Source organism: Oerskovia rustica, assembly GCF_014836555.1.
GTDB lineage: Bacteria > Actinomycetota > Actinomycetes > Actinomycetales > Cellulomonadaceae > Oerskovia > Oerskovia rustica.
The window spans coordinates 33289-57725 of sequence record NZ_JACSQQ010000004.1 but is presented as its reverse complement, the minus strand read 5'-3'; the positions used below and the strand labels follow the sequence as shown (position 1 = coordinate 57725).

The following is a 24437-nucleotide window of genomic DNA, read 5'->3' as shown; positions in this document are numbered from 1 at the left end:
GCTCATGGCCTCCGGAACCGCGGTCTCCCGCATCCTGGGGCTCGTCCGCAACGTCCTGCTCGTCACCGCGATCGGGACCACGGGCCTGGCCGCGGACGCGTTCGACGTCGCCAACAAGATCCCGAACGTCCTGTTCGCGATCCTCGCGGGGGGTGTGCTCAACGCGGTCCTCGTCCCGCAGATCGTCCGCGCATACCGCTCCAAGAACCCCCAGGAGCGCCTCGACAAGCTGCTGACCCTCTCCGGGGTCCTGCTCCTCGGGCTGAGCCTGATCCTCACGGCGGGCGCCGCGGTGATCGTCACGCTCTATACCGACGGGTGGGGGTCGGCGCAGTTCTCGCTCGCGGTCGCGTTCGCGTTCTGGTGCACACCGCAGCTCTTCTTCTACGGTCTGTACACGCTGCTCGGTCAGGTCCTCAACGCGCGCGGGCAGTTCGGCCCGTTCATGTGGGCACCGGTCGTCAACAACATCGTCTCGATCGTCGGGTTCGGCGCCTTCATCGCGATCTACGGGCCGTACGCGACCGGCGCGGCCGACGACCTCGGGACGTGGGACGGTACCAAGATCGCCGTCCTCGCCGGGACGGCGACCCTCGGCGTCGCCGCCCAGGCGCTCGTCCTGATCCTGCCCCTGTGGCGCGCGGGGTTCCGCTGGCACTTCCGCCTCGGGATGCGCGGGATCGGGCTGCGCTCCGCCGGACAGGTCGCGATCTGGACGTTCGGCGCCGTCATCCTCGAGCAGGTCGGCGTCCTGTTCACGACCCAGTTCGCCTCGAGCGCGCCCGCTGCCGCACTCCAGCAGGCCTTCGGTGCCTACGCGGGCGACCCCATCGCGAACGGGGTCGTGACCGGCGTCGTCACGGGCGCCCCCGAGGCCTTCGCGGTCGCCGGCAACGCTGCGTACACGCAGGCGCTCATGATCTACCTGCTCCCGCACTCGCTCGTCACGGTGTCGATCGCCACGGCCCTGTTCACCGGGATGAGTGCCGCCGCCGGCGCCGGGGACTTCGCGCGGGTCCGGCACGACCTCTCGCGCGGCGTGCGGACCGTGGGCGTCTTCACGGTGTTCGCCACGGCCGTGTTCGCGATCCTCGCGCTGCCGATCACCAAGCTCCTGCTCATCAACGTGACCGCGGCGAGCGCGGTGGCGGTCAGCCAGATCCTCGTCGCCATGGCGTTCGGACTCGTCCCGCTCGGCGGCATGGTCCTCATGAAGTGGGTCTACTACGCGTACGAGGACGGGAAGACGGTCTTCTGGATCCAGGTCCCCGCGACGCTCGCCCTCGTGGGGATCGCATGGCTCGCGACCCGTACGCTCGACCCCGTGTGGTGGGTCGTCGGGGTCGGCGCGGCGATGTCGCTGTCGAACGTCGTCGCGGTCCTGCTGCGGACAGCAGGCCTACGGCGCAAGCTGCACGGGCTCGACGCGTTCCGCATCGTGCGGATGCACGTCAAGACCGTGCTCGCCGCGGGGATCAGCGCCGCGGCCGGCTGGGGGGTCCTCCAGCTCTTCGGCGACCTGTACGGACTCTCGTGGCTGCGTGCCGCCGTGGTCACTACGGTCGTCGGGATCGTCATGACCGTCGTGTACATCGGCGGTCTCAAGGTCATGAGGGTCCGCGAGCTCGACCAGCTCGCCGACCCGTTGCTCCGCAAGCTCGGCCGGCGACGCCCGGCCACGAGATAGAGGACGCCCGTACCATGTGGGGGGAAGATGTCAGCGGCAAGGAAGTTCGAGGTGGGCAGGTGACCGCAGCAGGACCCGGCACGACACTGGTGGGGCGCTACCTGCTGGCCGAACGGCTGGCGAGCGACCTGGTCGACGTCACCGCCTGGTCCGCGCACGACTCGGTCCTGAACCGTCCCGTGCGGGTCTCGTTGCTCGCCGGGGAGCACGTCGCGGAGGCGATCGACTCGGCGCGGCGCGCCGCGCTCGTCACCGACCCCCGACTGACCCGGGTCCTCGACGTCGGGACCGACGACGGCGTCGCCTACGTCATCACGGAGCCCTTCGCCGGGATCACGCTGTCCGAGGTCGTGGCGGGTGGGATCGTCGACGCCCAGCAGGCGCGCGCGATCGTCGGCGAGGCCGCGGCCGCGCTCGAGGTCGCCCGTCGACGCGGCGTCCACCACCTGGCACTGCGTCCCGAGGCCCTGCGGGTCGACGGCGACCGGGTCGTGGTGACGGGTCTCGGGCTCGACGCGGGCATCAGCGGTCAGGACCAGCACGACGCCGACGAGACGTCACGCACCGACACCCTGGGACTGGTGGCACTGCTCTACTACGCGATGACGGCGCGCTGGGCGGGGACCAGCCTCGACGTCCCGTGGATCAGTCCCGACTCCGTCCACCCCCTGCCTGCGCAGCGCGACGCGACAGGAGTGCTCCCGCTCTCGACGCTCGTGCCCGGAGCGCCGTCCGACCTGTCGGAGCTGTGCGCCAAGGTCTTCGCCGACGCCGAGTCCGCCCGTGCTCGGGCCGGCGCGGACCGTGCGACGACGAACGACGACACGCAGGAGTTCGACAGCCTCTCCGCCCCGCCCTCGTCCCCAGCCGACCTGGTGAGCGCGCTCGAGCCGTGGGGCTCGCTGTCCGTGGTCGCCGCACTCCCGACGTTCGTCCAGCCGGCCGCGCCCCCCGCCGCGACGCGCGTCAGCCGACAGTCGATCCGGAGCGCGTTCGACGTACCGCTCTCGACCCCTCCGGGAACTCCTCCGCCCGCGGTCCCGTTCCACCGGCCCGCCACCGGGCGCATCCACCGGGTCCCTCTCACCGGCTCGTCCTCCCTCCCCGACGGTGCCAGCTACCCCGCTCCCACCTACGCCGACACGCCCGCCGCCTACCAGGCAGCTCCGGCGGGGTCCGCGACGGGTTCCTACCCGACCGCCCCGCCTCCCCCTCCCGTGCCGTCGGCCCCGGTCGGGCTGGCTGAGCACGCTCCCGCCGACGTTCCTGCCCCGCAGGCACAGACGGGTCCGTTCACGACGACGAGCGCGAAGAAGACCAGCGTCAAGACCACCTGGATCATCATGCCGATCGTGCTCCTCCTGGTCGTCGTCGCCGTGATCTGGGGAGTGAAGTCCGGGCTGGGCCAGTTCGGCGCCGTCGTGACCCCGGGCGCCGGGCAGGGGGGATCGGGTACGAACGGCGCCCAGACACCGAGCGAGACGCCGGGCGGCGGCGAGGTGCCGGTGAACACCGAGCCCCTCCCCATCGCCGCAGGCGGCCTGCTGGATCCGGACGTCGCGGACCCGAACGACGTCGGCGAGAAGCCCGAGGCCGTGCCCCTCGCCATCGACGACGATCCGTCCACGTTCTGGTACACGTACTCGTACAACTCGGCTGCCTTCGGCGGCAACAAGTCGAGGACGGGCTACACCTTCACGCTCGACGACGAGGCGACCGTCCAGCGCATCGTCCTCGACACGAACAACACGGGTGGCCGCGTCGAGGTCCGCGCCATCACGGACGCCGAACCGACCGGCGGCGACGTCCTCGCATCGGCGGCCTTCTCGGAGGACGTCGAGCTCGAGCTCGACCCCGCGACGGAGGGCACCACGTTCGTCCTCTTCATCACGGAGCTCCCGACGAACCCCGAGGGCAAGTTCCGCGTCGAGCTCAACGAGATCACGGTCTATTGATCCCGTGGCTGCGCCCCGGCCGGGGGCGCAGCCCGTCGCTCGTGCTGACCATCCACAGGCCGACCGGCCGACGGTGCCCTCGGAACAGAACGGCGCCACTCGGCGTTGGACCCGGTGCACCACCCACCACTGAGGAGTACACGTGACGGAACAGACCCCCACGACCGCGCCGCGGAACGTCATCATCGTGGGTTCGGGCCCCGCCGGGTACACGGCTGCTGTGTACGCCGCGCGCGCGGGCCTCGAGCCCTTGGTCCTGGCCGGTTCGATCACCGCGGGTGGCGCGCTGATGAACACCACCGAGGTCGAGAACTTCCCCGGCTTCCCCGACGGCATCATGGGCCCCGAGCTCATGGACAACCTGCAGAAGCAGGCCGAGCGCTTCGGCGCCCAGGTCGAGTGGGACGACGCGATCGAGCTCAGGCTCGACGGCCCGGTCAAGACCGTGGTCACCGGCAACGGCGAGACCTACACGGCGCGCGCCGTCATCCTGGCGACCGGCTCCGCGTACCGCGAGCTGGGCCTCGACGACGAGAAGCGTCTCTCCGGCCGCGGCGTCTCCTGGTGCGCGACGTGCGACGGCTTCTTCTTCCGCGACCAGCACATCGTGGTCGTCGGCGGTGGGGACTCGGCTGTCGAGGAGGCGACGTTCCTGACCCGCTTCGCGTCCAAGGTGACCATGGTCCACCGCCGTGGCGAGCTCCGCGCATCGAAGATCATGGCGGATCGCGCCAAGGCCGACCCCAAGATCGAGTTCGCCTGGAACAGCGAGGTCGTCGGGATCCATGGCGAGAACAAGGTCGAGTCCCTGACGCTCCGCGACACGATCACCGGCGAGGAGCGTTCGATCGACGCGACCGGCCTGTTCGTCGCTATCGGGCACGACCCGCGCTCCGAGCTCGTCAAGGGTCAGATCGACCTCGATGACGAGGGGTACATCAAGGTCGTCGGACGCACGACCGCGACCAACCTCGAGGGTGTCTTCGCGTGCGGCGACGCCGTGGACCACACCTACCGCCAGGCCATCACCGCCGCCGGGTCGGGCTGCTCCGCAGCGCTCGACGCCCAGCGCTACCTGACCGAGCTCGTCGACGCGATCGAGGACGCCGAAGGGCTTCCCGAGATCGCCGGCACGCCCGAGTCCCCCGCCCCCGACGAGCTGCCCCGTGCACTGGAGGAGATCCGATGAGCAACACCGTCAAGGTCACCGACGACACCTTCAAGGCCGAGGTCCTCGAGTCGGACATCCCCGTCATCGTGGACTTCTGGGCCACCTGGTGCGGGCCGTGCCTCCAGATCGCCCCGATCCTCGAGGAGCTCGCCGGGGAGTACGCCGGCAAGGTCAAGATCGCCAAGCTCGACTCCGACGAGAACCCCGCGATCACCGCGGCGTACGGCGTGATCTCGATCCCGACGCTCAACTTCTACTCCGGTGGAGAGCTCGTGAAGTCGATCGTCGGGGGGCGGCCCAAGCGCATCCTCGCCGAGGAGATCGACGCGCTGATCGCCTGACGCGCACGACGTCCTGAAGGGGCGGTCGGGTCCACCGGACCGACCGCCCCTTCGGCGTCCCGGCCCGGTACCGCGGCCGCCCCTCCGCCCAGGACGCGCCCCGGGTTGAGCAGGCCCCCTGCTTCGGTCCGCGAACCGGCCCCTTCACGGTTTCCCCTGATTCGTCATGGGAGACTGGGGAGCGTGAGCACGACACCGACGCACCCCGCTCAGCCCGCCGCCTCGGGCGGCACCCGCCTCGACCCGTGGTTCGGCGCCTACGCCGAGCGCGCCCACGGCATGCGAGCGTCGGAGATTCGCGCCCTGTTCGCGGTCGCGAATCGCCCCGAGGTCGTCTCGCTCGCCGGCGGCATGCCCTACCTCGAAGGTCTCCCCCTCGACGTCATCGCGGACGCGATGCAGAAGCTCGTCGCGACGCGTGGCACGACCGCGCTGCAGTACGGCTCAGGACAGGGCGACGAGTCGCTGCGCGAGAAGATCGTCGACGTCGTGCGCCTCGAAGGCATCGACTGCCACCCTGACGACATCGTCGTGACCACCGGCTCCCAGCAGGCGCTCGACCTCGTGACCCGGATCTTCATCGACCCGGGTGACGTGATCGTGGCCGAGGCACCGAGCTACGTCGGCGCCCTCGGAGTCTTCCGCTCGTACCAGGCCGACATCGTCCACGTTCCCCTCGACGAGCACGGTCTGATCCCCGAGGCGCTCGAGGAGACCCTGACCCGGCTGGCTGCGGAAGGTCGGCGCGTCAAGCTTCTCTACACGGTGCCCAACTTCCACAACCCCGCAGGCGTGACGCTCTCGGTCGAACGGCGTCCCCGCATCCTCGAGATCGCCCAGCGCTTCGGCGTGCTCGTGATCGAGGACAACCCCTATGGGCTGCTCGGCTTCGACGGCGACCCCCTGCCCGCCATGCGCTCGCTCGACGACCAGGGGGTCCTCTACCTGGGCTCCTTCTCCAAGACGTTCGCTCCGGGTTATCGGGTGGGCTGGGTCGTCGCGCCGCATGCGGTCCGCGAGAAGCTCGTGCTGGCGAGCGAGTCGGCGATCCTCTGCCCGTCGAACGCCTCGCAGCTCGCGATCGCGACCTACCTCGAGACCTGTGACTGGCAGGGCCAGATCAAGCAGTTCCGTGAGCTCTACCGAGAGCGGCGCGACGCCATGATCGGCGCTCTCTCGGAGCACCTTCCGTCGGCCTCGTGGAACGTGCCGAACGGCGGGTTCTACACGTGGGTCAAGCTGCCCGACGGTCTTGACGCACGCTCGATGCTCCCCCGAGCGGTCACCGCACGTGTCGCGTACGTCCCGGGGACGGCGTTCTACGCCGACGGGACGGGCGCGGACCACGTCCGCCTGTCCTACTGCTTCCCGACGCCGGAACGCATCAGAGAGGGCGTCCGGCGGTTCGCCGGGGTCGTCTCCGCCGAGCGCGAGCTCGTGGACCTGTTCGGCACCTCCGGGGCCCAGGATCCCGACCTCACCGACGTCGAGAACCCTGGCCCCAACCTCGCGTGAGCGCCACCCCTGCCCTCGTGAGAACCCCGCTGAACGTCGAGAGGACCAAGACCGTGGGTACCGCTGCGGAATCACAGACCGTCACCGAGGACGTCGCCGAGCGTGCATCAGCCGCTCCACAGAGCCCCGGCGCTGCAGGCTCGACCGGTGCAGGACACCGCCCTGTGGAGCGCGTCGTGGTCCTCGCAGGAGGCCTGTCTCACGAGCGCGACGTCTCGCTCCGCTCGGGCCGACGCGTTGCCGACGCCCTGCGAGGTACGGGCATCGAGGTGTCGGTCCACGACGTCGACGCGTCACTCCTCTCCTTCCTCGCGCAGGAGACGCCCGACGTCGTCTGGCCCCTCCTGCACGGCGCGAGCGGCGAGGACGGTTCGGTCCGTGACGTGCTGGAGCTGCTCTCCCTCGACTACGTGGGGACCGGTCCTCGGGCCTCGCGAGCAGCCTGGAACAAGCCCATCGCGAAGAACGTCGTACTCGGCGCGGGGCTCTCCACGCCCGACTACGTCACGCTCCCCCAGAGCCTCTTCCGGGAGCTCGGGGCCCAGCCAGTCCTCGACGCGGTCGTCGGCCGTCTGGGCCTCCCCCTCGTGGTCAAGCCCACCCGTGGCGGATCCGCACTGGGGGTCACGCTAGTCCACCGCGCCGAGGACCTCCCTCGCGCGATGGTCGACTGCTTCTCGTACGGCGACATCGCCCTCATCGAGCGCGCCGTCGAGGGGACCGAGATCGCCGTGAGCGTCGTGGAGGGGCCGGAAGGTCCGGAGGCGCTCCCCGCCGTCGAGATCGTGACCGACGGTACCTACGACTACGACGCGCGCTACAACCCGGGGCGTACGAGCTACTACGCCCCTGCTCGGCTCTCTCCCCAGGTCGCCGCACGTGTTGCAGACATGGCCGTCCGTGCCCACCTGGCGCTCGGACTCCGCGACCTGTCCCGGTCGGACCTCATCGTCGACGCCGAGGGGAACCCTCACTTCCTCGAGGTCAACGTCGCGCCCGGGATGACCGAGACATCGTTGTTCCCGCAGGCCGCACAGGCTGCGGGTCGAGACCTGGGTGACCTCTACCGCGCGATCGTGACGCAGAGCGCCGTCCGTCAGAGTGCCACGCGCTGACGCCTCACTCGCCTGACCAAAGACATCGGCCCCGATGAGCACTCGCTCATCGGGGCTGATGTTTCACGTGAAACGTCGAGGTCCTGGTCTGGCTACGCCGACCTGGTGACCCGTCAACCTACTGGCGCAGCAGACCCGGGTCCTGCGGTGCCATCAGGTCGAGAATCCGGTTGAGGTCCTCGACCGAGGCGAACTCGACGGTCAGCCGCCCCTTGTTCTTCCCCAGGTCGACCTTGACCCGCGTCTCGAAACGGTCCGAGAGCCTCGTCGCCAGCTCGTCGATCGCCGCACTGCGCTGGCCGGGCCGCGGAGCTCGCTCGACCGGACGCTTCGCATCCAGGCCGCCGAGCGCGACGATCTCTTCGGTGGCGCGCACCGACAGACCCTCCGAGACGATGCGCTGCGCGAGGCGCTCGATCTCGGCACCATCCGTGAGCCCGAGCAGGGCTCGCGCGTGTCCGGCCGACAGCACTCCTGCGGCCACGCGGCGCTGGACCAGCGGGGGAAGGCGGAGAAGACGCAGCATGTTGGAGATCTGTGAACGGCTCCGGGAGATGCGAGTACCCAGCTCCTCGTGCGTGCAACCGAAGTCGTCGAGGAGCTGGCGGTACGCCGCCGCCTCCTCCAAGGGGTTCAGGGCGCTGCGGTGCAGGTTCTCGAGGAGGGCATCCCGCAGCAGGTCGGCATCGTCCGTCTCTCGAATGATGGCGGGGATGACGTCGAGCCCCGCGGCCTGGGTCGCCCTCCACCGCCGTTCGCCCATGATGAGCTCGTAGCCGCCAGGATTCTCCTGGTCGCGGCGCACGACCACTGGCTGAAGGACGCCGATCTCCTTGATCGAGCCGACGAGCTCGTCGAGCTCGCCTTCGTCGAAGACCGTGCGTGGCTGACGTGAGTTGGCGCGGATCAGACCGACAGGAAGTTCGGCAAACGTGGCGCCGGGAACCGGCACCAGATCGACCGACGCCCGCTCGGTCACGGTGTGCGGGCTCTCCTCGGCTCCTGTTTCACGTGAAACATCGGCGTCGACGTCGTCGGTCTTTCCACGCTCACCCGACCCGCCATCTGCGACAGACGCGCCAGCACCATCTGTCGCCGAGTCGCTGGTGACCGCTGCGATGTCGGCCACGTCCTGCTCGTCAACACCGAGAAGGGAGGCGGGAGAGTCGGCTCCGGTGCGCTCGATCGTCAGCACGGAGGCGCTGGACTCGCCAGACCCCACTCCCCCAGCCTCTGGGTTCGCGTTCTGAACGACCTCAGCGGCACGCGGGGCGGAGGGGAAGAAGACGTCGACCGGACGCTCACGCTCAGGACTGGTCGGAATCAAGGCTCCGAGACCACGACCGAGCCCACGGCGCTTCTCACTCATCGTGCATCCTCCTGGTAGCTAGGCAGCACTGCCCATCGCTCGGCGAGGTAGTTCTGCCGCGAGACGTTGCGAGACGCTCCGTCGACTGATGGGACAGGCAAGGGCTCGGGCCGGCCTCTGTCGGCCACCTCACGAGCAGCTTCGAGATAGGCCAGCGCACCGGTGGAGCTCGGATCGTAGGTGATCACGCTCTGACCATGGCTCGGAGCCTCCGAGATCCTCACGGAACGAGGGATCGATGTCTTGAGGGTCTGCTCGGGGAAGTGCTCCCGCACTTCAGCGGCGACCTGCTGCGCAAGGTTGGTACGGCCGTCGTACATCGTGAGCAGGATCGTCGAGACATGAAGTCGTGGGTTCAGGTGAGCCTTGATGAGCTCGATCGTCTTCAGGAGCTGGCTGAGCCCCTCGAGTGCGTAGTACTCACACTGAATGGGGATCAGGACCTCGCGACCGACCACGAAGGCATTGACCGTAAGGAGCCCGAGACTCGGTGGGCAGTCGACGAGGACGTAGTCGATCGGTTCAAGACCTTGAGCGATCCGTTCCTCGAGGAAGTCGTCGACGGCCTTCCGTAGTCGTGTTTCACGTGAAACCAACGAGACCAGCTCGATCTCAGCACCCGACAGGTCGATCGTTGCCGGCACGCACCACAGCGTCGGGAGGTCTGGACACTGCTGGACCGCGGACGACAAGGGCGCACCGTCGACGAGCACCTCGTAGACGGATGGTGTCCCCGCCCGATGCTCGACCCCCAACGCAGTCGACGCGTTGCCCTGCGGGTCGTTGTCGATCACCAGCACGTTGAGACCGGCCTGTGCGAGACCCGCCGCGAGATTGACGGTGGTCGTCGTCTTCCCGACGCCACCCTTCTGGTTGGCGATCGTGATGATGCGTGTCGATCCCGGGCGCGGGAATCGTCGTCCCTGAAGGTCGATCCGACGCCGTGCGTCGATCGTCAACTGGGCAGCAAGCGGAGTCTCATCGTCCATCTCGGGAAGGCTCGCCATGAGCGCTTCTCGTCGACTCTCGTCGAAGTTCTCCGACAGGTAGCCGTCGGGTGTTTCACGTGAAACATCCGCCAGGTACGCCACCTCCGGGCTCTCGAACGGGATGTCCTGCTGCTGGTCGGAACTCTCCGTCACGCCCATCTCCCTCACTTGACCTACTCCAGCATGCGCCCCGCCGCAGCCTCATCCGTGGACCGCCGAACGCGTGTCGTGACCGAGTCTTCCGGTCGGCCAGGCAACGCACTCGTCCGCCACCCTGTGCCACCCTACGTGCTCCGCGTGGCCGCCTCGTCGCGAGGCACAGCCCACGACCCGGCGCGGTCCCTCCTGCGACCAGACAGCGCCGGTTGAGCCCAGGAAGGCGTTCAGCGCCTCAGACCTGAACTGCAGTGCGTCGGACCCGGAGCACGGTCGTCGGCTCGACACCCTCGACGCTGAACGCCTCGAGCACCTCCGGCTCCTCCGTCTTGTACTTGCGCAGTACCTTGCGCGCGGGCTCGATCTCGTTGATCACGTTGCGTCCCTTCAGGACGACCATCTCTCCGCCGCGTTCGACCAGCGGAAGCGACATTCGAGCCAACTTCTCCAGCGCAGCAACGGCACGCGAGGTCACGGCGTCACACTGGAACGCGCCGTGATACTCCTCCGCCCGCCCACGCTTGACCTCGACGTTCGACAGCTCGAGCTCGTCGACCACCTCGGAAAGCCAGGCGCACCGACGTTCCATGGGCTCGATCAGCAGAACCTGCGCGTCGGGCAGCATGGCGGCGATGACGATCCCCGGAAGGCCGGCGCCGGAGCCGATGTCGGCAATCGTGCCGTTCGCTGGAAGGAACTGCACCACGGCTGCGGAGTTGAGGATGTGCCGTTCCCAGATGCGGGACACCTCGCGCGGCCCGATCAGTCCGCGCAGTTCCCCCTGGTCATGCAGCATCTCGGCGAATCGAGCGACGGCAGGGTACGCGTCGCCGAAATACGCCCGCACCTCTGGAGAGTCGGAAAGTGTTTCACGTGAAACATCGCCCTCGACGGCGTCGCTCATCTCGTTGGTCATCTACTCCTCTTTCAGTGCTCGAGCCCCACGGAATACAGGGCTCGACCGAACAGCCCGGGGTCCATGGTGTCACGTCTCGCACGGCCATGGAGGGATGCCCAGCGGCGCCGGACGACAAGCTGGCACCTGGCGAGGGTGCCTGCGTCATTGGCAAGGCATGACAGCGGAAGGGCGAGTGGGAGGAAGTGCCCACCGTGCGATCGCCTCACCCCGGGGAGCGCGAGAACCTGGGCTGCCGAGTGCTGAAGGGAACGACCGGGGCGCGCTGCCGTGCGCTGTGTGCCGTGTGCCGTGTGCCGTGTGCCGTGTGCCGTGTGCCGTGCGCCCCACCAGATCACACCCCGCGACGGCGGAACCCACGGTCGCTGCTGTCCACTCGAAGTTCCGCGACCTGGGCCACCAGAAGCACTACAGCCGACCTCCAGAGCGACACCATGCCCGGGACCGTCCAGTACCGCCCTGGCGTCGTCCGGACGCTGCCAGGGTGGCCCGGCATCGTCGCATCCTCACCGCCGCATCGTCGCTGCGGCGCCGACGGATGAGCTGGCACGGGGATACCCACCTCCTGCCGCTCCTCGGCACACGCGACGGCCAGCTCCTGGATCCGGGGTGGAGCCAGCCCGCACAGCCCGGAGCCACTCCTCACTTTCAGGAGTCGAACCGGCTGGTAGCGCGAATCACACGGCTCCGTCGCGCCGACCAGAACTCTGCCGATCCCCCGCGCCACCCCCGTCGCGACAGGGGCGTGATGCGCTCCCCCGCTGGACGAGCCCACGACAGGCCCGCCTCCCGCGCGATGCGCCGGACGGGCTGAGCCCACGCGAACGCGCCCCGCGGTGGGGTACTCGATACACCTGCCCGTGCCATACGCACGAAGCCGCCCGGCGTTTCACGTGAAACACCGGGCGGCTTCGAGAGGAAAGAGGTTCGGTCAGGATTCCTCGGAGGGTCGGATCACGACGTAGCGCTCCGGGTCGGTCCCCCGCGAGTCGCTGGTGAGTCCGGCCGCTGCGACGACGTCGTGAACGACCTTGCGTTCGAAAGCGTTGAGGGGCTCCATCGAGAGTTCGGTGCCGGACTCACGAACCGTCGCGATCGCCGTCGTCGCGAGCTCCGTGAGCTCGACCTTACGCTGCGCCCGGAAGCCGGCGATGTCGAGCATGAGGCGGCTCCGCTCGCCTGTCCGCGCCTGGACCGCGAGCCGCGTGAGTTCCTGGAGAGCATCAAGAACCTCACCCTCCTTGCCCACGAGGTGCCGGAGCGAAGCAGGCTCGTCGGCGACGATCTCCAGCGCAGCGCGACCGTGATCGATGTCGATATCGATGTCACCGTCGAGATCGGCGATGTCGAGGAACTCCTCGAGGTAGTCCGCAGCGACTTCCCCTTCCTCTTCGAGGCGCGTCATCTCGTCGGGGGCTTGGTCTTCGGCAGCGGGGGCGTCGGTCGACGACATTGCTGACTCCTTGGGGGTCATGAGAACCCCGGGGTCTCGAAGGAACCTCGGCGCTCTCGGATCAGGACTTGGGGCTACTTCTTCGGCTGCTTCGGCTTCGGGGAACCCTTACCGGTCCCCTTGGCCGGGCCGTCGGTCTCACCATCGACCGGGGCATCGTTGACCGGGGCATCGTTGACCTCGGCAGACGGAGCCGTCGTTCCGTTGATGACGCGAGGCGTGCCTGGCTTCTGGCGGTCCTTGCGCTTGGGCTGCTGACGCTGGCCGCGGGGCTGCTCGATGACCGGAGCTGCTTCCTCGACGATGCCCTTGGCTGCGGCCTTGCGAGCCTTGCGCTCCTTCATCAGGCGCTCAGCCTCGGATCCCGGGGCGGGCATGCGCTTGATCGTGTAGAACTGCTGGCCCATGGACCAGAGGTTCGTCGTGGTCCAGTAGACGAGGACACCGACGGGGAAGTTCACGCCGGAGACCGCGAAGATGAAGGGGAAGACGTAGAGCATCATCTTCTGCGTCGACGCCATCGGGCCTTCGAGAGCCGACTTCGGCATGTTCTTCATCGTCAGCTGGCGCTGCGTGAAGAAGGTCGTGGCGCACATCGCGACGATCAGGGCGCCGATGACGATCTTCGCCTGCATGTCGTCGGTCTTCAGGAAGATGTCCGAGAGGTGCGCGCCGAACAGCGACGAGCTCTCGATGTCTCCCGCGACGCTCGCGTCGATCGGCCCGATCGCATCGGCCTTGCCCTCTGAGATCGGCACGAGGCCGTTGAGCACGCGGAACAGAGCGAAGAAGATCGGGGACTGCAGCAGGATCGGCAGGCAGGAGGCGAACGGGTTCGTCCCGTGCTTCTTGTAGAGCTCCATCGTCTCGCGGCTCATGGCCTCACGGGACGCCGGGTCCGACTTGCCCTTGTACTTCTTCTGGATGGCCTGCATCTCGGGCTGCAGCATCTGCATGCCACGCGAGGCCTTGATCTGCTTGAAGAAGAGCGGGATCAGGAGGATACGGATGATGATCACGAGCCCGACGATCGAGAACACCCAACCGAGACCGGGGCCGTCACCCATGCCCAGGAACACGAGTCCCTGGTGGCACAGGTACATGATCCACGCGACGACCCATTCGATCGGCTCGAGGAACTTGAAGAAGTCCATCCGTACTACTCCCTAACCTTCAACAAACTGGGTCCCGCCGACGTCGCCGGCAGGAGGACTAGTGCGAGTGCTTCCTCAGCGCCTCGGGGACGTCGTCGACGCCACCTCTGCTCCAGGGGTTGCACCTCAGCAGCCGCCAGACGGCGAGCCGTACGCCTCGCAGCACACCGTGCCGTCGTATCGCGACGAGCGCGTACTGCGAGCACGAGGGGTAGTACTTGCAGGTTGGCCCGGTCATCGGTGAGATGACGCTCTGATAGGCCCTGATGAGCCCGACCAGCACGAGCAGCGGGATCTTCTGGACGAACCGCCACGAACGCGTGATCCAGCTGGGCGAGCCCATTCCTGCGTGATCGGCCTGGACGGTCGCGCTCATGCTTCGGCCGATCGGCGGTCCCACTGGGCGACCGCTCGTTTGATGCAGGACGCTAGGTCCTGGTCGAGCCGGGCGAAGTCGCTGTCGGAGGACGCGGGAAGTGCCCTCACGACCACTCGGGTCCGTGGCGGCAACGCATCCAGGTACGCCGAAGACGCGGCGCGCAGGCGCCGCTTCACCTTGTTCCGGTGCACAGCGTTGCCTACGGCCTTGGATACGACAAAACCGACCTGTGGTGGCTCGTCGCCCCCAGGGTCTTGGGAGAGATGAACCACCACGGTCGATCGTCCCGCGCGCACGCCACGTCGCACCGCCCGTTCGAAATCTACGGAACGGCGCAAGCGGTGCGCCGCGGGTAGCACCTGCTGTCAGGCAGAGAGCTCGGCGCGGCCCTTGCGACGACGGGCTGCCAGGATGGCGCGGCCGGCGCGGGTGCGCATACGCAGCCGGAAACCGTGGGTCTTCGCACGGCGCCGGTTGTTCGGCTGGAAAGTCCGCTTGCTCACGAGGTACTCCAAGAACGTCGGGGAGGTACACCGTCTATGTCCTCGACGATGCAGTGCTACAGCTGGAAGGGATGCAGTTCTGCACCCCAGCCGCCCGTGTACCCGCCACGATCAGTCCGTGGATTCGCCCCCGTGAGGGCGCGCGAAAGTACCTGGAACGGCTGTATGACGTTACGCCGCGGACCCCCCTCGGGTCAAACCCGGACCACCTCACGCCGAGCCTGTCATGATATGTCGCTCAGCTGCTGATACGTCTACTCTGATCCTGGTGCCGTCAGGCAGCACGCAAGCGGTAGGCGGCTCGTGGTCGGGTCGCGGGCCACGCTGCGGACCTTTCGACGACCGGCAGGCTGCCGGCAGACGACCCGCAGCCGACCGATGCAGCCGTGCGTTGCCACTACTCCCCACAGGTTGTGGAAAACTATGTGGATAACGGGTCCGCGTGGCACACTCCAGACTGATCCTGATCATCATGCAGCACCCGACGACGAAGGAATCACCTGGTGTCCAACCCCGACGAGAACATCACTGACGTCTGGGCTCAGACCATCGCCGTCCTCGAGGCCAGCCCCGACATGACGCCGCGGCAGATCGCCTTCATCAAGCTGGCCAAGCCTCTCGCGATCCTCGACGACACCGTGTTCATCGCCGTTCCGCACGAGCAGACTCGGACCTACCTGGAGACCCGGGTGCGCGACGAGCTCGTCTCCGCGATGGCGGGGGCACTCGGCCGGGACGTCCGCTTCGGGATCACCGTCGACCCCGAGCTCGCCGCCGAACCGCCGTCCCCCGCTGCCCTCACCGCGAGCGTGCCCGAACCCGCGATGCCGGTCCACGTCGAGCCCGAGCGCGAGCGCGAGCGGATGCTCCCCGCGCCGGTCCCACAGCGTCCGCACGCCGAACCGACCCGCCTCAACCCGAAGTACATCTTCGAGACGTTCGTCATCGGGTCCTCGAACCGCTTCGCCCACGCGGCCGCCGTCGCCGTCGCCGAAGCACCGGCCAAGGCCTACAACCCGCTCTTCATCTACGGGCAGTCCGGGCTGGGCAAGACGCACCTGCTGCACGCGATCGGTCACTACGCGCACAACCTGTACCCCAACGTCCGGGTGCGCTACGTGAACTCCGAGGAGTTCACCAACGACTTCATCAACTCCATCGGCGAGGGCAAGGCCGGCGCGTTCCAGCGCCGCTACCGTGACGTCGACGTCCTCCTCATCGACGACATCCAGTTCCTGCAGGGCAAGGAACAGACGATGGAGGAGTTCTTCCACACCTTCAACGCGCTGCACAACGCCAACAAGCAGCTCGTCATCACGTCGGACCTGCCCCCCAAGCAGCTCAACGGCTTCGAGGACCGGCTGCGCAGCCGGTTCGAGTGGGGCCTCATCACCGACGTGCAGCCCCCCGACCTCGAGACCCGTATCGCGATCCTTCGCAAGAAGGCCGCGAGCGAACGTCTCGCCGTACCGACGGACGTGCTGTCCTACATCGGTTCGAAGATCTCGACGAACATCCGCGAGCTCGAGGGCGCGCTCATCCGCGTCACCGCCTTCGCGAACCTGAACCGGCAGCAGGTCGACCTCGCTCTGGCCGAGATCGTCCTCAAGGACCTCATCACCGACGACGACGCCTCCGAGATCACTCCTGCGAGCGTCATCGCGCAGACGGCGGCCTACTTCGGGCTGACCATCGAGGACCTGTGCGGCAGCTCCCGATCACGTGTCCTCGTGACCGCGCGGCAGATCGCCATGTATCTGTGCCGAGAGCTCACTGATCTCTCGCTGCCCAAGATCGGGCAGCAGTTCGGCGGCCGTGACCATACGACGGTCATGCATGCGAACCGCAAGATCACCGAGCAGATGGCCGAGCGCAGGTCGACGTACAACCAGGTCACCGAGCTGACGAGCAGGATCAAGCAGCAGCACCGGGGCTGAGCCCTGGTCGTGCCGCGAGCGGTCGCGCTTGCTGGATGGGGTCACCCTGGGTGAGGTGGGCGAGGATGTTCCCCGCTCTACCCTCCGCGCCCTCGTCCCTCGGGCGCTCCCGCCAGCCCCACCACGAGCCGGGCGCATCCTCGCCCACTCCCCTTCGTCGTACCGTGGGTGCACCGCGGGCCGCGTGCACTGCCGGCCAGGGCGAGGATGCACCGCCCCGGCGCCGCGTCCTCCGCTCGTCCTCCAGCAGGCCGTGCCTGGGCGCCGTGCCCGACGCGGCTCTCGGACAGCAGACGTTCGTCCCCCGCCGCTCGACGTCATCCACAGACCCTGTTCGCCCTGCCCCGAAGGCCGTCGGATCAGACGCGCCGCGATGCGGAGATCCGGCCGCCGCACGTCCCGGGACCGGTGTCACCGTCGACACGGTCCCAGCTCTCAGGTCACGTCCTGCCGGTTATGCACCTTAAGCGGCTTTCCTGTGGATGAACTTCGTCGCGCACCTCGCCGCTGTGCACAGACGCCCGACGACGGCGCTCATCCCCTGGATGACGGCTCTCCACAGTCCTGTGGATGCACAGGCAGCCAATGCCCATGTGTACAAGTAGCGGTGGATATCCACTTGTCCCCATAGTTGTCCACAAGGCCTGGGGGTATGTCCACCGCTGGCCGCCGACCGTCCCCAGATCGGCAGTCGTGCGTCCCCAGCCGCCTGTGTACAGCGCACTCTGTGCTGTGTACAGATCACTCGGCGGCAGGCATCCCCCCACAACCTTGTGCACCTACCTGTGGATAACTGTGGACGACGGGGCACATCGTGTGGACAGAGGAGGGCCGGTCGGTGGACGGCGATCTGTGGACAACTCGTCGTCAACAGTGCCTGCGATTTACCCACAGGCCCGTACCCACTTCGTCCACACGCAGAATCGGCCCCTGACCTGCGCGAAGACCCGTTTTCCACACTTTGCACAGCACCGATGACTACGACGAATGATCTCTAAGCAGGAAAAATCCACACGCCTTCATCTGGTCCCGCGCCGTTCGAGCTGCCCCAACTCGCACCTGTGACCGCCGTCACAACCAGCGCCGGGAGTCGAGCCGGAGCGAGCGAGCATCCACCACGATCCACAGAGCGTGCCAGAGGTACCGGGCAGTGCCTGGTCTCGCGTAGGGTTCATGCGGGCACGACGACCCGTACAGGTCTCGTCCTCCCCGACGGCGAGGAGGACGACGCGAGGAACCGCGACGTGTGGTCTTCATTCACCAGCGAACTCACCCCTGTGTACCGCGCGGTCGAGTGCCTGACATGTGAAGATCGATCCATGGACGAGAGGGTGTGGGATGAAGTTCCGGGTTGAGCGTGATGTCCTGGCCGACGCAGTGACCTGGACGGCCCGTACGTTGCCGACGCGGCCTCCGGCTCCCGTCCTCGCAGGGGTACGCATCGAGGCCGACAGCGTCGGGACGATCGGGCTGTCGAGCTTCGACTACGAGGTCTCTGCGCGCTCCGAGATCCCTGCCGAGGTCGTCGAGCCCGGTACGGTCCTCGTGTCGGGCCGTCTTCTCGCGGAGATCTCGCGCGCGCTGCCGGCCAAGCCTGTGGACTTCGCGGTCGAGGGCAACAAGGTGATCGTCACCTGCGGCGCGAGCCGGTTCACGCTGCTGACGATGCCCGTGGAGGACTACCCCGCGCTGCCCGCGATGCCGGAGCTCTCGGGCACGGTCTCGGGAGACGAGCTGACGCACGCGGTCGCCCAGGTGACGGTCGCTGCGAGCCGTGACGACACCCTGCCCCTGCTGACGGGCGTGCGCATGGAGATCGACGGCGAGCGCATCACGCTGCTCGCGACGGACCGCTACCGACTCGCTCTGCGCGAGCTCACCTGGACCCCGTCCTCGCCCGACTTCAACGCCGTCGCCCTCGTCCGTGCGCGGACCCTCAACGACGTCGCGAAGTCCCTGGGCAGCTCGGGCCTGGTCAACGTGGGGCTCACGGCGGGCTCGGGCGTCGACCTCATCGGCTTCGAGGCGGGCGGCCGCCACACGACGTCCCAGCTCGTCGACGGCGACTACCCCGCGGTCCGTCGTCTCTTCCCCGACGAGACCCCGATCCACGCCGTCATGGCGACCGCTCCGCTCATCGACGCGGCCAAGCGTGTCTCGCTCGTCGCGGAGCGCAACACCCCGATCCGCCTGTCGTTCACGGACGGTCAGGTCGTGCTCGACGCCGGCCAGGGGGACGACGCGCAGGCGTCCGAGGCGCTCGAGGCGGTCCTGGTGGGCGAGGAGATCTCGGTCGCCTTCAACCCGCAGTTCCTGCTCGACGGCCTGGGGGCCCTGGGGACGGACTTCGTCCGCCTGAGCTTCACGCACCCCAACAAGCCGGTCGAGTTCACCGGTCAGGAGTCGCTGGACGGCGAGGACTCGTCGCACTACCGCTACCTGCTGGTCCCCATCCGCTTCGCGAGCTGACCTCGGCCGGTCGCGCACGGAACGAGCTCAACGGTACGGAGGCACACGATGGTCACGCACATCGGTCTGGTCGGACTCGGCAAGATGGGCGCGAACATGCGCACGCGCCTGCGCGCCGGGGGGATCGAGGTCACGGGGTTCGACCAGAACCCGGAGGTCTCGGACGTCGCGTCGCTCGCAGAGCTGGTCGCCGCCCTGCCCGCAGGTCAGCGTCTCGTGTGGGTCATGGTCCCGTCCGGGCCGATCACGCGCGGTGTCGTGACCGAGCTCGCCGGGCTGCTGTCCGCGGGTGACGTCGTCATCGAGGGCGGGAACTCGCACTTCTCCGACGACGCCGTGCACGCCTCGGAGCTCGCGCCCCTGGGCATCGGCTACCTGGACGTCGGCGTCTCCGGCGGCATCTGGGGTCTCGAGAACGGCTACGGGCTCATGGTGGGCGGCGATGCGGCGCTCGTCGAGGCCGCGATGCCCGTCTTCGACGCGCTGCGCCCCGAGGGGCCGCGCGAGGAGGGCTTCGTGCACGCCGGGGCCGTGGGTGCCGGGCACTACGCGAAGATGGTGCACAACGGCATCGAGTACGGCCTGATGCAGGCCTACGCCGAGGGCTACGAGCTCCTCGAGGCCAAGGACATCGTCACCGACGTCCCCGGCACGCTCAAGGCCTGGACCCGCGGGACGGTCGTCCGGTCGTGGCTCCTGGACCTGCTGGTCAAGGCGCTCGAGGAGGACCCGGAGCTGGGCGAGATCAGCGACTGGGTCGAGGACTCGGGCGAGGGCCGCTGGACCGTGGACGAGGCGATCGACAGCGCGGTGCCCCTCCCCGTGATCTCTGCCGCGCTCTTCGCGCGCTTCGCGTCGCGCCAGGGGGCGTCGCCGGCGATGAAGGCCGTCGCCGCGCTGCGGCAGCAGTTCGGCGGGCACGCCGTGAAGCCCGCCGGCGGTTCCTGAGGCGGACGTGCTCCCTGCCCGACGACGTCGCTCACCCGGTAGGTCGTCGCACCGGGGAGGCCGCACACTGGTAGGCGTCGCCCGGTGCCCTTCTCCACAGGCAGTCCACGTGCTGTGGAAGATCGGCCCCGCGACGACCGTTCCCCTCGACCTGTTCGACCCGACGCCGTAGGACCTGATGTACATCTCCCACCTCTCGCTCACGGACTTCCGCTCGTACACGTCGGTCGACGTCGAGCTCGAGCCCGGTGTGAACGCCTTCGTCGGACCGAACGGTCAGGGCAAGACGAACCTCGTCGAGGCGATCGGCTACGTCGCGACCCTGGGCAGCCACCGCGTGCCGTCGGACGCGGCCCTGGTGCGTGCGGGGGCCTCGCGGGCCGTGGTCCGGGCGCGGATCGTCCGGGGCGACCGGGCGAGCACGGTCGAGATCGAGATCGCCGCGGGCAAGGCCAACCGTGCACGGATCAACCGTGCGCCGGCCGGCAAGCCCCGTGACGTCCTGGGGATCGCGCGGACCGTGCTGTTCGCCCCCGAGGACCTGGCGCTGGTCAAGGGCGACCCGGACGGCCGCCGTCGTTTCCTCGACCAGCTCGCGGTGCTCCTGGTGCCGCGGTTCGCGGGGGTCCTCTCGGACTACGACAGGGTCCTGCGTCAGCGCAGCGCGCTCCTCAAGTCGGCCGGTGGTGCGATGCGCGCCTCGCGCTCGTCGACCCCGGACCTGCGCACGCTCGACGTGTGGGACGCCAAGCTCGCCGCGACGGGGGCCGAGATCGTGGCGCTGCGTCTCCAGCTCGTCGCGGCCCTCCAGCCCTACGCGGCGGCGGCCTACGAACAGGTCAGCTCGGGCCAGGGCGAGGCGCACATCGCCTACCGCTCCTCGGTGGCCGCCGCGCTGGAGGACACGCGCGACGGCGTCGGGCAGGAGATCGGACCGCAGACCGTCGAGGCGCTCGAGACACAGCTCCTCGAGGCCATGGCGGCCCTGCGCAGCAAGGAGATCGAGCGTGGTGTCTGCCTCGTAGGGCCGCACCGGGACGACCTCGTCCTGACTCTCGGCGGGCTGCCTGCCAAGGGCTACGCGAGCCACGGCGAGTCGTGGTCGTTCGCGCTCGCGCTGCGTCTCGCGTCGTACCGGCTCCTCACGGACGGGGCACCGGAGGCGGCAGGCTCGCTCCTGTGGTCGCCGGACTGGGGTCCCGACGGCGAGCCCGTCCTCCTGCTCGACGACGTGTTCGCCGAGCTCGACGTGCGTCGCCGCGACCGGCTCGCGGACCTCGTCGCGGGCGCCAACCAGGTCATCATCACGGCGGCCGTGCCGGAGGACGTGCCGCGGCAGCTCTCGGGGCTGCGGCTCGACGTGCTCGACGGCCGGGTGACCAGGCGTGCGTGACACCCCGGACGAGGACGGGACGACCCGCGAGGGCGACGAGGAGGTCGCCCGTCCCGCAGGGCTACCGGTCGGTGAGGTCGTGGACCTCACGCCGCCCGCCCAGGTCGCGCGCGAGGCGCTCAACCGCGCCCGTGCGGCCGCGCGCGCCAAGGGCATCCGTCCGGGACAGCCGTCGCGTCGCGTCCTGGCCGACCCTCCGCCGTCCACAGGGGCGCGCCCTGGTGGACGGGACCCGCAGACGTTCGGTGCGGTCGTGCAACGCCTGCTGCACGAGCGCGGGTGGGTCCAGGACGTGTCGGTCGGCGGGGTGATCGGGCGGTGGCGCGAGGTCGTGGGCGACCAGGTCGCCGACCACTGCGAGCCCGAGACCTTCGAGGACAAGGTGCTCGTGGTGCGCGCCGACTCGACCGCGTGGGCCACGCAGGTGCGCCTGCTGACGCCCCGGCTGCTCGAACGCCTCGCGCAGGAGGTCGGTGAGGGCGTCGTCGAGACCGTGACCGTGCTGGGTCCGACCGGACCCAGCTTCCGGCGCGGACCGAAGTCCGTGCGGGGCCGCGGGCCGCGCGACACCTTCGGCTGATCGGACGCCCGGTTCGTGCCCTTATGTCCGTCCGGAAGGGGGGTCGGTCGCCGCCGCCGGTGCGCAGATCCACCACCCTGTGGAGAACCTTGTGGAGAACTTGCCCGCAGGGGCTCAGAATCCGCTGTTTCGGCCACCTCCCAGGTAGAATGGAGAGGTCATTCCGGGTACCTCCGCGAGCACCGTCTGGTGCACTGCGCGAGCCGGAACCGATGAGCCGTGCAGCGATCCTCCCCAGCGGGTGAACCTGTCGCGTGCATGATGACGAGGAGCGTTTCCGCCCGTGGCAGACCACACAGACAACGTCCCATCCAGCCTGCCTCCGGAGAGTGGTGAAGGACCGGGCAAGGACCGGGACCCCTCTGGCGGCACGTACGACGCGAGCAACATCACCGTCCTCGAAGGGCTCGAGGCCGTGCGCAAGCGGCCCGGCATGTACATCGGGTCGACCGGTGAGCGCGGACTCCACCACCTCGTGTACGAGGTTGTGGACAACTCTGTGGACGAAGCCCTCGCGGGGTACGCCGACACCATCGACGTGACACTTCTGGCCGACGGAGGTGTACGGGTCAAGGACAACGGTCGTGGCATCCCCGTCGCGATCCACCCGACCGAGGGGAAGCCCACCGTCGAGGTCGTCATGACGATCCTCCACGCGGGCGGGAAGTTCGGCGGCGGCGGCTACGCGGTCTCGGGCGGACTGCACGGTGTGGGCATCTCGGTGGTGAACGCGCTGTCGCGCAAGGTCCAGACCGTGGTCAAGCGTGACGGCCACACCTGGAGCCAGAACTTCAAGGACGGCGGCAAGACCGACGGACCCCTCGTCAAGGGCGAGGCCACCTCGGAGACCGGCACGACCCAGACGTTCTGGGCCGACCCGGAGATCTTCGAGACGACCGAGTTCGACTTCGAGACGCTGCGCTCGCGCTTCCAGCAGTACGCGTTCCTCAACAAGGGCCTGCGCATCACGCTCACGGACGAGCGCCGTCAGTTCCTCGACACCGACGACGAGGTCACGGGGCAGGTCACCGACCCCGCCGAGGACCTCGTGGCGGCTCCCGAGGGTGAGGACGAGTTCAAGCCCCGCGTCGTGTCGTACAAGTACGACGACGGGCTCGTGGACTACGTCAAGCACCTCAACTCGGCCAAGAAGGTCGAGCTGATCCACGACGAGATCATCGACTTCGAGTCCGAGGACAAGGAGCGGCGCATCTCGGTCGAGGTCGCGCTCCAGTGGACCGGCTCGTACTCCGAGTCCGTGCACACGTTCGCCAACACGATCTCGACGACCGAGGGCGGTACGCACGAAGAGGGGTTCCGTGCGGCCATGACCTCGCTGGTCAACGAGTACGCGCGGGCCAAGGGCATCATCAAGGAGAAGGACGACAACCTCACGGGTGACGACATCCGCGAGGGCCTCACCGCCGTCCTGTCGATCAAGCTCGGCGAGCCGCAGTTCGAGGGTCAGACGAAGACGAAGCTCGGCAACACCGAGGCGAAGTCGTTCGTCCAGCGCGTCGTCCGTGCGCAGCTCACGGACTGGTTCGACTCGCATCCGACCGAGGCGCGCGACATCATCCGCAAGGCGATCCAGGCCTCGCAGGCGCGGCTCGCGGCCCGCAAGGCGCGCGAGGCGACCCGTCGCAAGGGCCTGCTCGAGTCCGGCGGCATGCCGGGCAAGCTCAAGGACTGCCAGTCGAACCGTCCGGAGGAGTGCGAGGTCTTCATCGTCGAGGGTGACTCGGCAGGTGGCTCGGCGGTCCGTGGCCGCAACCCGCACAACCAGGCGATCCTCCCGCTGCGCGGGAAGATCCTCAACGTCGAGCGTGCGCGCCTCGACCGGGCCCTGGGCAACAACGAGGTCCAGGCCCTGATCACGGCGTTCGGCACGGGCATCGGCGAGGACTTCGACATCGCCAAGCTGAGGTATCACAAGATCGTCCTGATGGCCGACGCCGACGTCGACGGCCAGCACATCTGCACGCTGCTGCTGACGTTGCTCTTCCGGTACATGCGCCCGCTCATCGAGCACGGCCACGTGTACCTCGCGCAGCCGCCGCTGTACCGCCTCAAGTGGTCGAACGCGCCGCACGACTACGTGTACTCGGACCGGGAGCGCGACGCGTTCCTGCTCGCCGGTCAGGCCGAGGGCAAGCGCATCCCCAAGGAGAACGGGATCCAGCGCTACAAGGGTCTCGGCGAGATGGACTACTCGGAGCTGTGGGACACGACCATGGACCCCGACCACCGCACGCTCAACCAGGTGACGCTCGACGACGCCGCAGCCGCGGACGAGATCTTCTCGGTCCTCATGGGCGAGGACGTCGAGTCGCGACGCAACTTCATCCAGCGCAATGCCAAGGACGTGAGGTTCCTGGACATCTAGACGGCGTGGTCGGGTGCCGCG

General features: G+C 68.5%; 20 protein-coding genes. 12 read left to right on the top strand and 8 right to left on the bottom strand.

Going from position 1 to position 24437, the window contains the following annotated elements:
- Positions 1-4: 4 nt before the first annotated feature.
- The 6 genes from murJ (at position 5) to H9652_RS03220 (ending at position 7784) form a co-directional block, all read left to right on the top strand.
- Positions 5-1687, top strand: a complete 1683-nt coding sequence (murJ, locus tag H9652_RS03245; RefSeq protein WP_191794701.1) for a murein biosynthesis integral membrane protein MurJ — start codon at positions 5-7, stop codon at positions 1685-1687.
- Positions 1688-1746: 59 nt separating this feature from the next.
- Positions 1747-3642, top strand: coding sequence for a protein kinase family protein (locus H9652_RS03240; RefSeq protein ID WP_191794699.1), 1896 nt, complete (start codon positions 1747-1749; stop codon positions 3640-3642).
- Positions 3643-3784: 142 nt separating this feature from the next.
- Entirely contained in the window at positions 3785-4831 is a 1047-nt protein-coding gene (gene trxB / locus H9652_RS03235) for a thioredoxin-disulfide reductase (protein ID WP_191794697.1), read from the top strand.
- A complete protein-coding gene (gene trxA / locus H9652_RS03230; RefSeq protein ID WP_138827001.1) occupies positions 4828-5154 on the top strand; it encodes a thioredoxin in 327 nt (108 codons plus the stop codon). The genes trxB and trxA overlap by 4 nt, the downstream gene beginning before the upstream one ends.
- A gap of 183 nt (positions 5155-5337) precedes the next feature.
- Complete coding sequence (locus H9652_RS03225; RefSeq protein WP_318243963.1) at positions 5338-6669, top strand: aminotransferase-like domain-containing protein; 1332 nt, start codon at positions 5338-5340, stop codon at positions 6667-6669.
- Positions 6670-6833: 164 nt separating this feature from the next.
- Positions 6834-7784, top strand: a complete 951-nt coding sequence (locus H9652_RS03220) for a D-alanine--D-alanine ligase family protein (protein ID WP_191794952.1) — start codon at positions 6834-6836, stop codon at positions 7782-7784.
- A gap of 118 nt (positions 7785-7902) precedes the next feature.
- Here the strand turns inward: H9652_RS03220 and H9652_RS03215 are convergent, their stop codons facing one another.
- The 8 genes from H9652_RS03215 to rpmH form a co-directional block, all read right to left on the bottom strand.
- The gene (locus tag H9652_RS03215; RefSeq protein ID WP_191794695.1) at positions 7903-9153 is read right to left on the bottom strand and encodes a ParB/RepB/Spo0J family partition protein; all 1251 of its coding nucleotides are present in this window, start codon (positions 9151-9153) and stop codon (positions 7903-7905) included.
- Entirely contained in the window at positions 9150-10301 is a 1152-nt protein-coding gene (locus H9652_RS03210) for a ParA family protein (RefSeq protein ID WP_404821990.1), read from the bottom strand. The genes H9652_RS03215 and H9652_RS03210 overlap by 4 nt, the downstream gene beginning before the upstream one ends.
- Positions 10302-10533: 232 nt before the next feature.
- Entirely contained in the window at positions 10534-11214 is a 681-nt protein-coding gene (rsmG, locus tag H9652_RS03205; protein ID WP_225227659.1) for a 16S rRNA (guanine(527)-N(7))-methyltransferase RsmG, read from the bottom strand.
- Positions 11215-12145: 931 nt separating this feature from the next.
- On the bottom strand, positions 12146-12667 hold the full coding sequence (locus tag H9652_RS03200) for a Jag family protein (protein WP_191794693.1): 522 nt from the start codon (positions 12665-12667) through the stop codon (positions 12146-12148).
- A 74-nt stretch (positions 12668-12741) separates the two neighbouring features.
- Entirely contained in the window at positions 12742-13821 is a 1080-nt protein-coding gene (gene yidC, locus H9652_RS03195) for a membrane protein insertase YidC (protein WP_191794691.1), read from the bottom strand.
- 58 nt (positions 13822-13879) lie between these two features.
- The gene (yidD, locus tag H9652_RS03190; protein ID WP_404821989.1) at positions 13880-14197 is read right to left on the bottom strand and encodes a membrane protein insertion efficiency factor YidD; all 318 of its coding nucleotides are present in this window, start codon (positions 14195-14197) and stop codon (positions 13880-13882) included.
- On the bottom strand, positions 14194-14559 hold the full coding sequence (gene rnpA / locus H9652_RS03185) for a ribonuclease P protein component (RefSeq protein ID WP_191794689.1): 366 nt from the start codon (positions 14557-14559) through the stop codon (positions 14194-14196). The genes yidD and rnpA overlap by 4 nt, the downstream gene beginning before the upstream one ends.
- 6 nt (positions 14560-14565) lie before the next feature.
- Positions 14566-14703: a 50S ribosomal protein L34 gene (gene rpmH / locus H9652_RS03180; RefSeq protein WP_010849920.1), complete on the bottom strand. Its 138-nt coding sequence runs from the start codon at positions 14701-14703 to the stop codon at positions 14566-14568.
- A 503-nt stretch (positions 14704-15206) separates the two neighbouring features.
- Here rpmH and dnaA point away from each other — a divergent pair.
- From dnaA to gyrB, 6 genes are all read left to right on the top strand, one after another.
- A complete protein-coding gene (gene dnaA / locus H9652_RS03175) occupies positions 15207-16640 on the top strand; it encodes a chromosomal replication initiator protein DnaA (RefSeq protein ID WP_191794687.1) in 1434 nt (477 codons plus the stop codon).
- 1338 nt (positions 16641-17978) lie between these two features.
- On the top strand, positions 17979-19109 hold the full coding sequence (gene dnaN / locus H9652_RS03170; RefSeq protein ID WP_191794685.1) for a DNA polymerase III subunit beta: 1131 nt from the start codon (positions 17979-17981) through the stop codon (positions 19107-19109).
- A 48-nt stretch (positions 19110-19157) separates the two neighbouring features.
- A complete protein-coding gene (gnd, locus tag H9652_RS03165; RefSeq protein ID WP_191794683.1) occupies positions 19158-20057 on the top strand; it encodes a phosphogluconate dehydrogenase (NAD(+)-dependent, decarboxylating) in 900 nt (299 codons plus the stop codon).
- A 178-nt stretch (positions 20058-20235) separates the two neighbouring features.
- Entirely contained in the window at positions 20236-21450 is a 1215-nt protein-coding gene (gene recF / locus H9652_RS03160; protein ID WP_191794682.1) for a DNA replication/repair protein RecF, read from the top strand.
- Positions 21443-22030, top strand: a complete 588-nt coding sequence (locus tag H9652_RS03155; protein ID WP_318243962.1) for a DUF721 domain-containing protein — start codon at positions 21443-21445, stop codon at positions 22028-22030. The genes recF and H9652_RS03155 overlap by 8 nt, the downstream gene beginning before the upstream one ends.
- A gap of 316 nt (positions 22031-22346) precedes the next feature.
- On the top strand, positions 22347-24416 hold the full coding sequence (gene gyrB, locus H9652_RS03150) for a DNA topoisomerase (ATP-hydrolyzing) subunit B (protein WP_191794943.1): 2070 nt from the start codon (positions 22347-22349) through the stop codon (positions 24414-24416).
- The last annotated feature ends 21 nt before the right edge of the window (positions 24417-24437 follow it).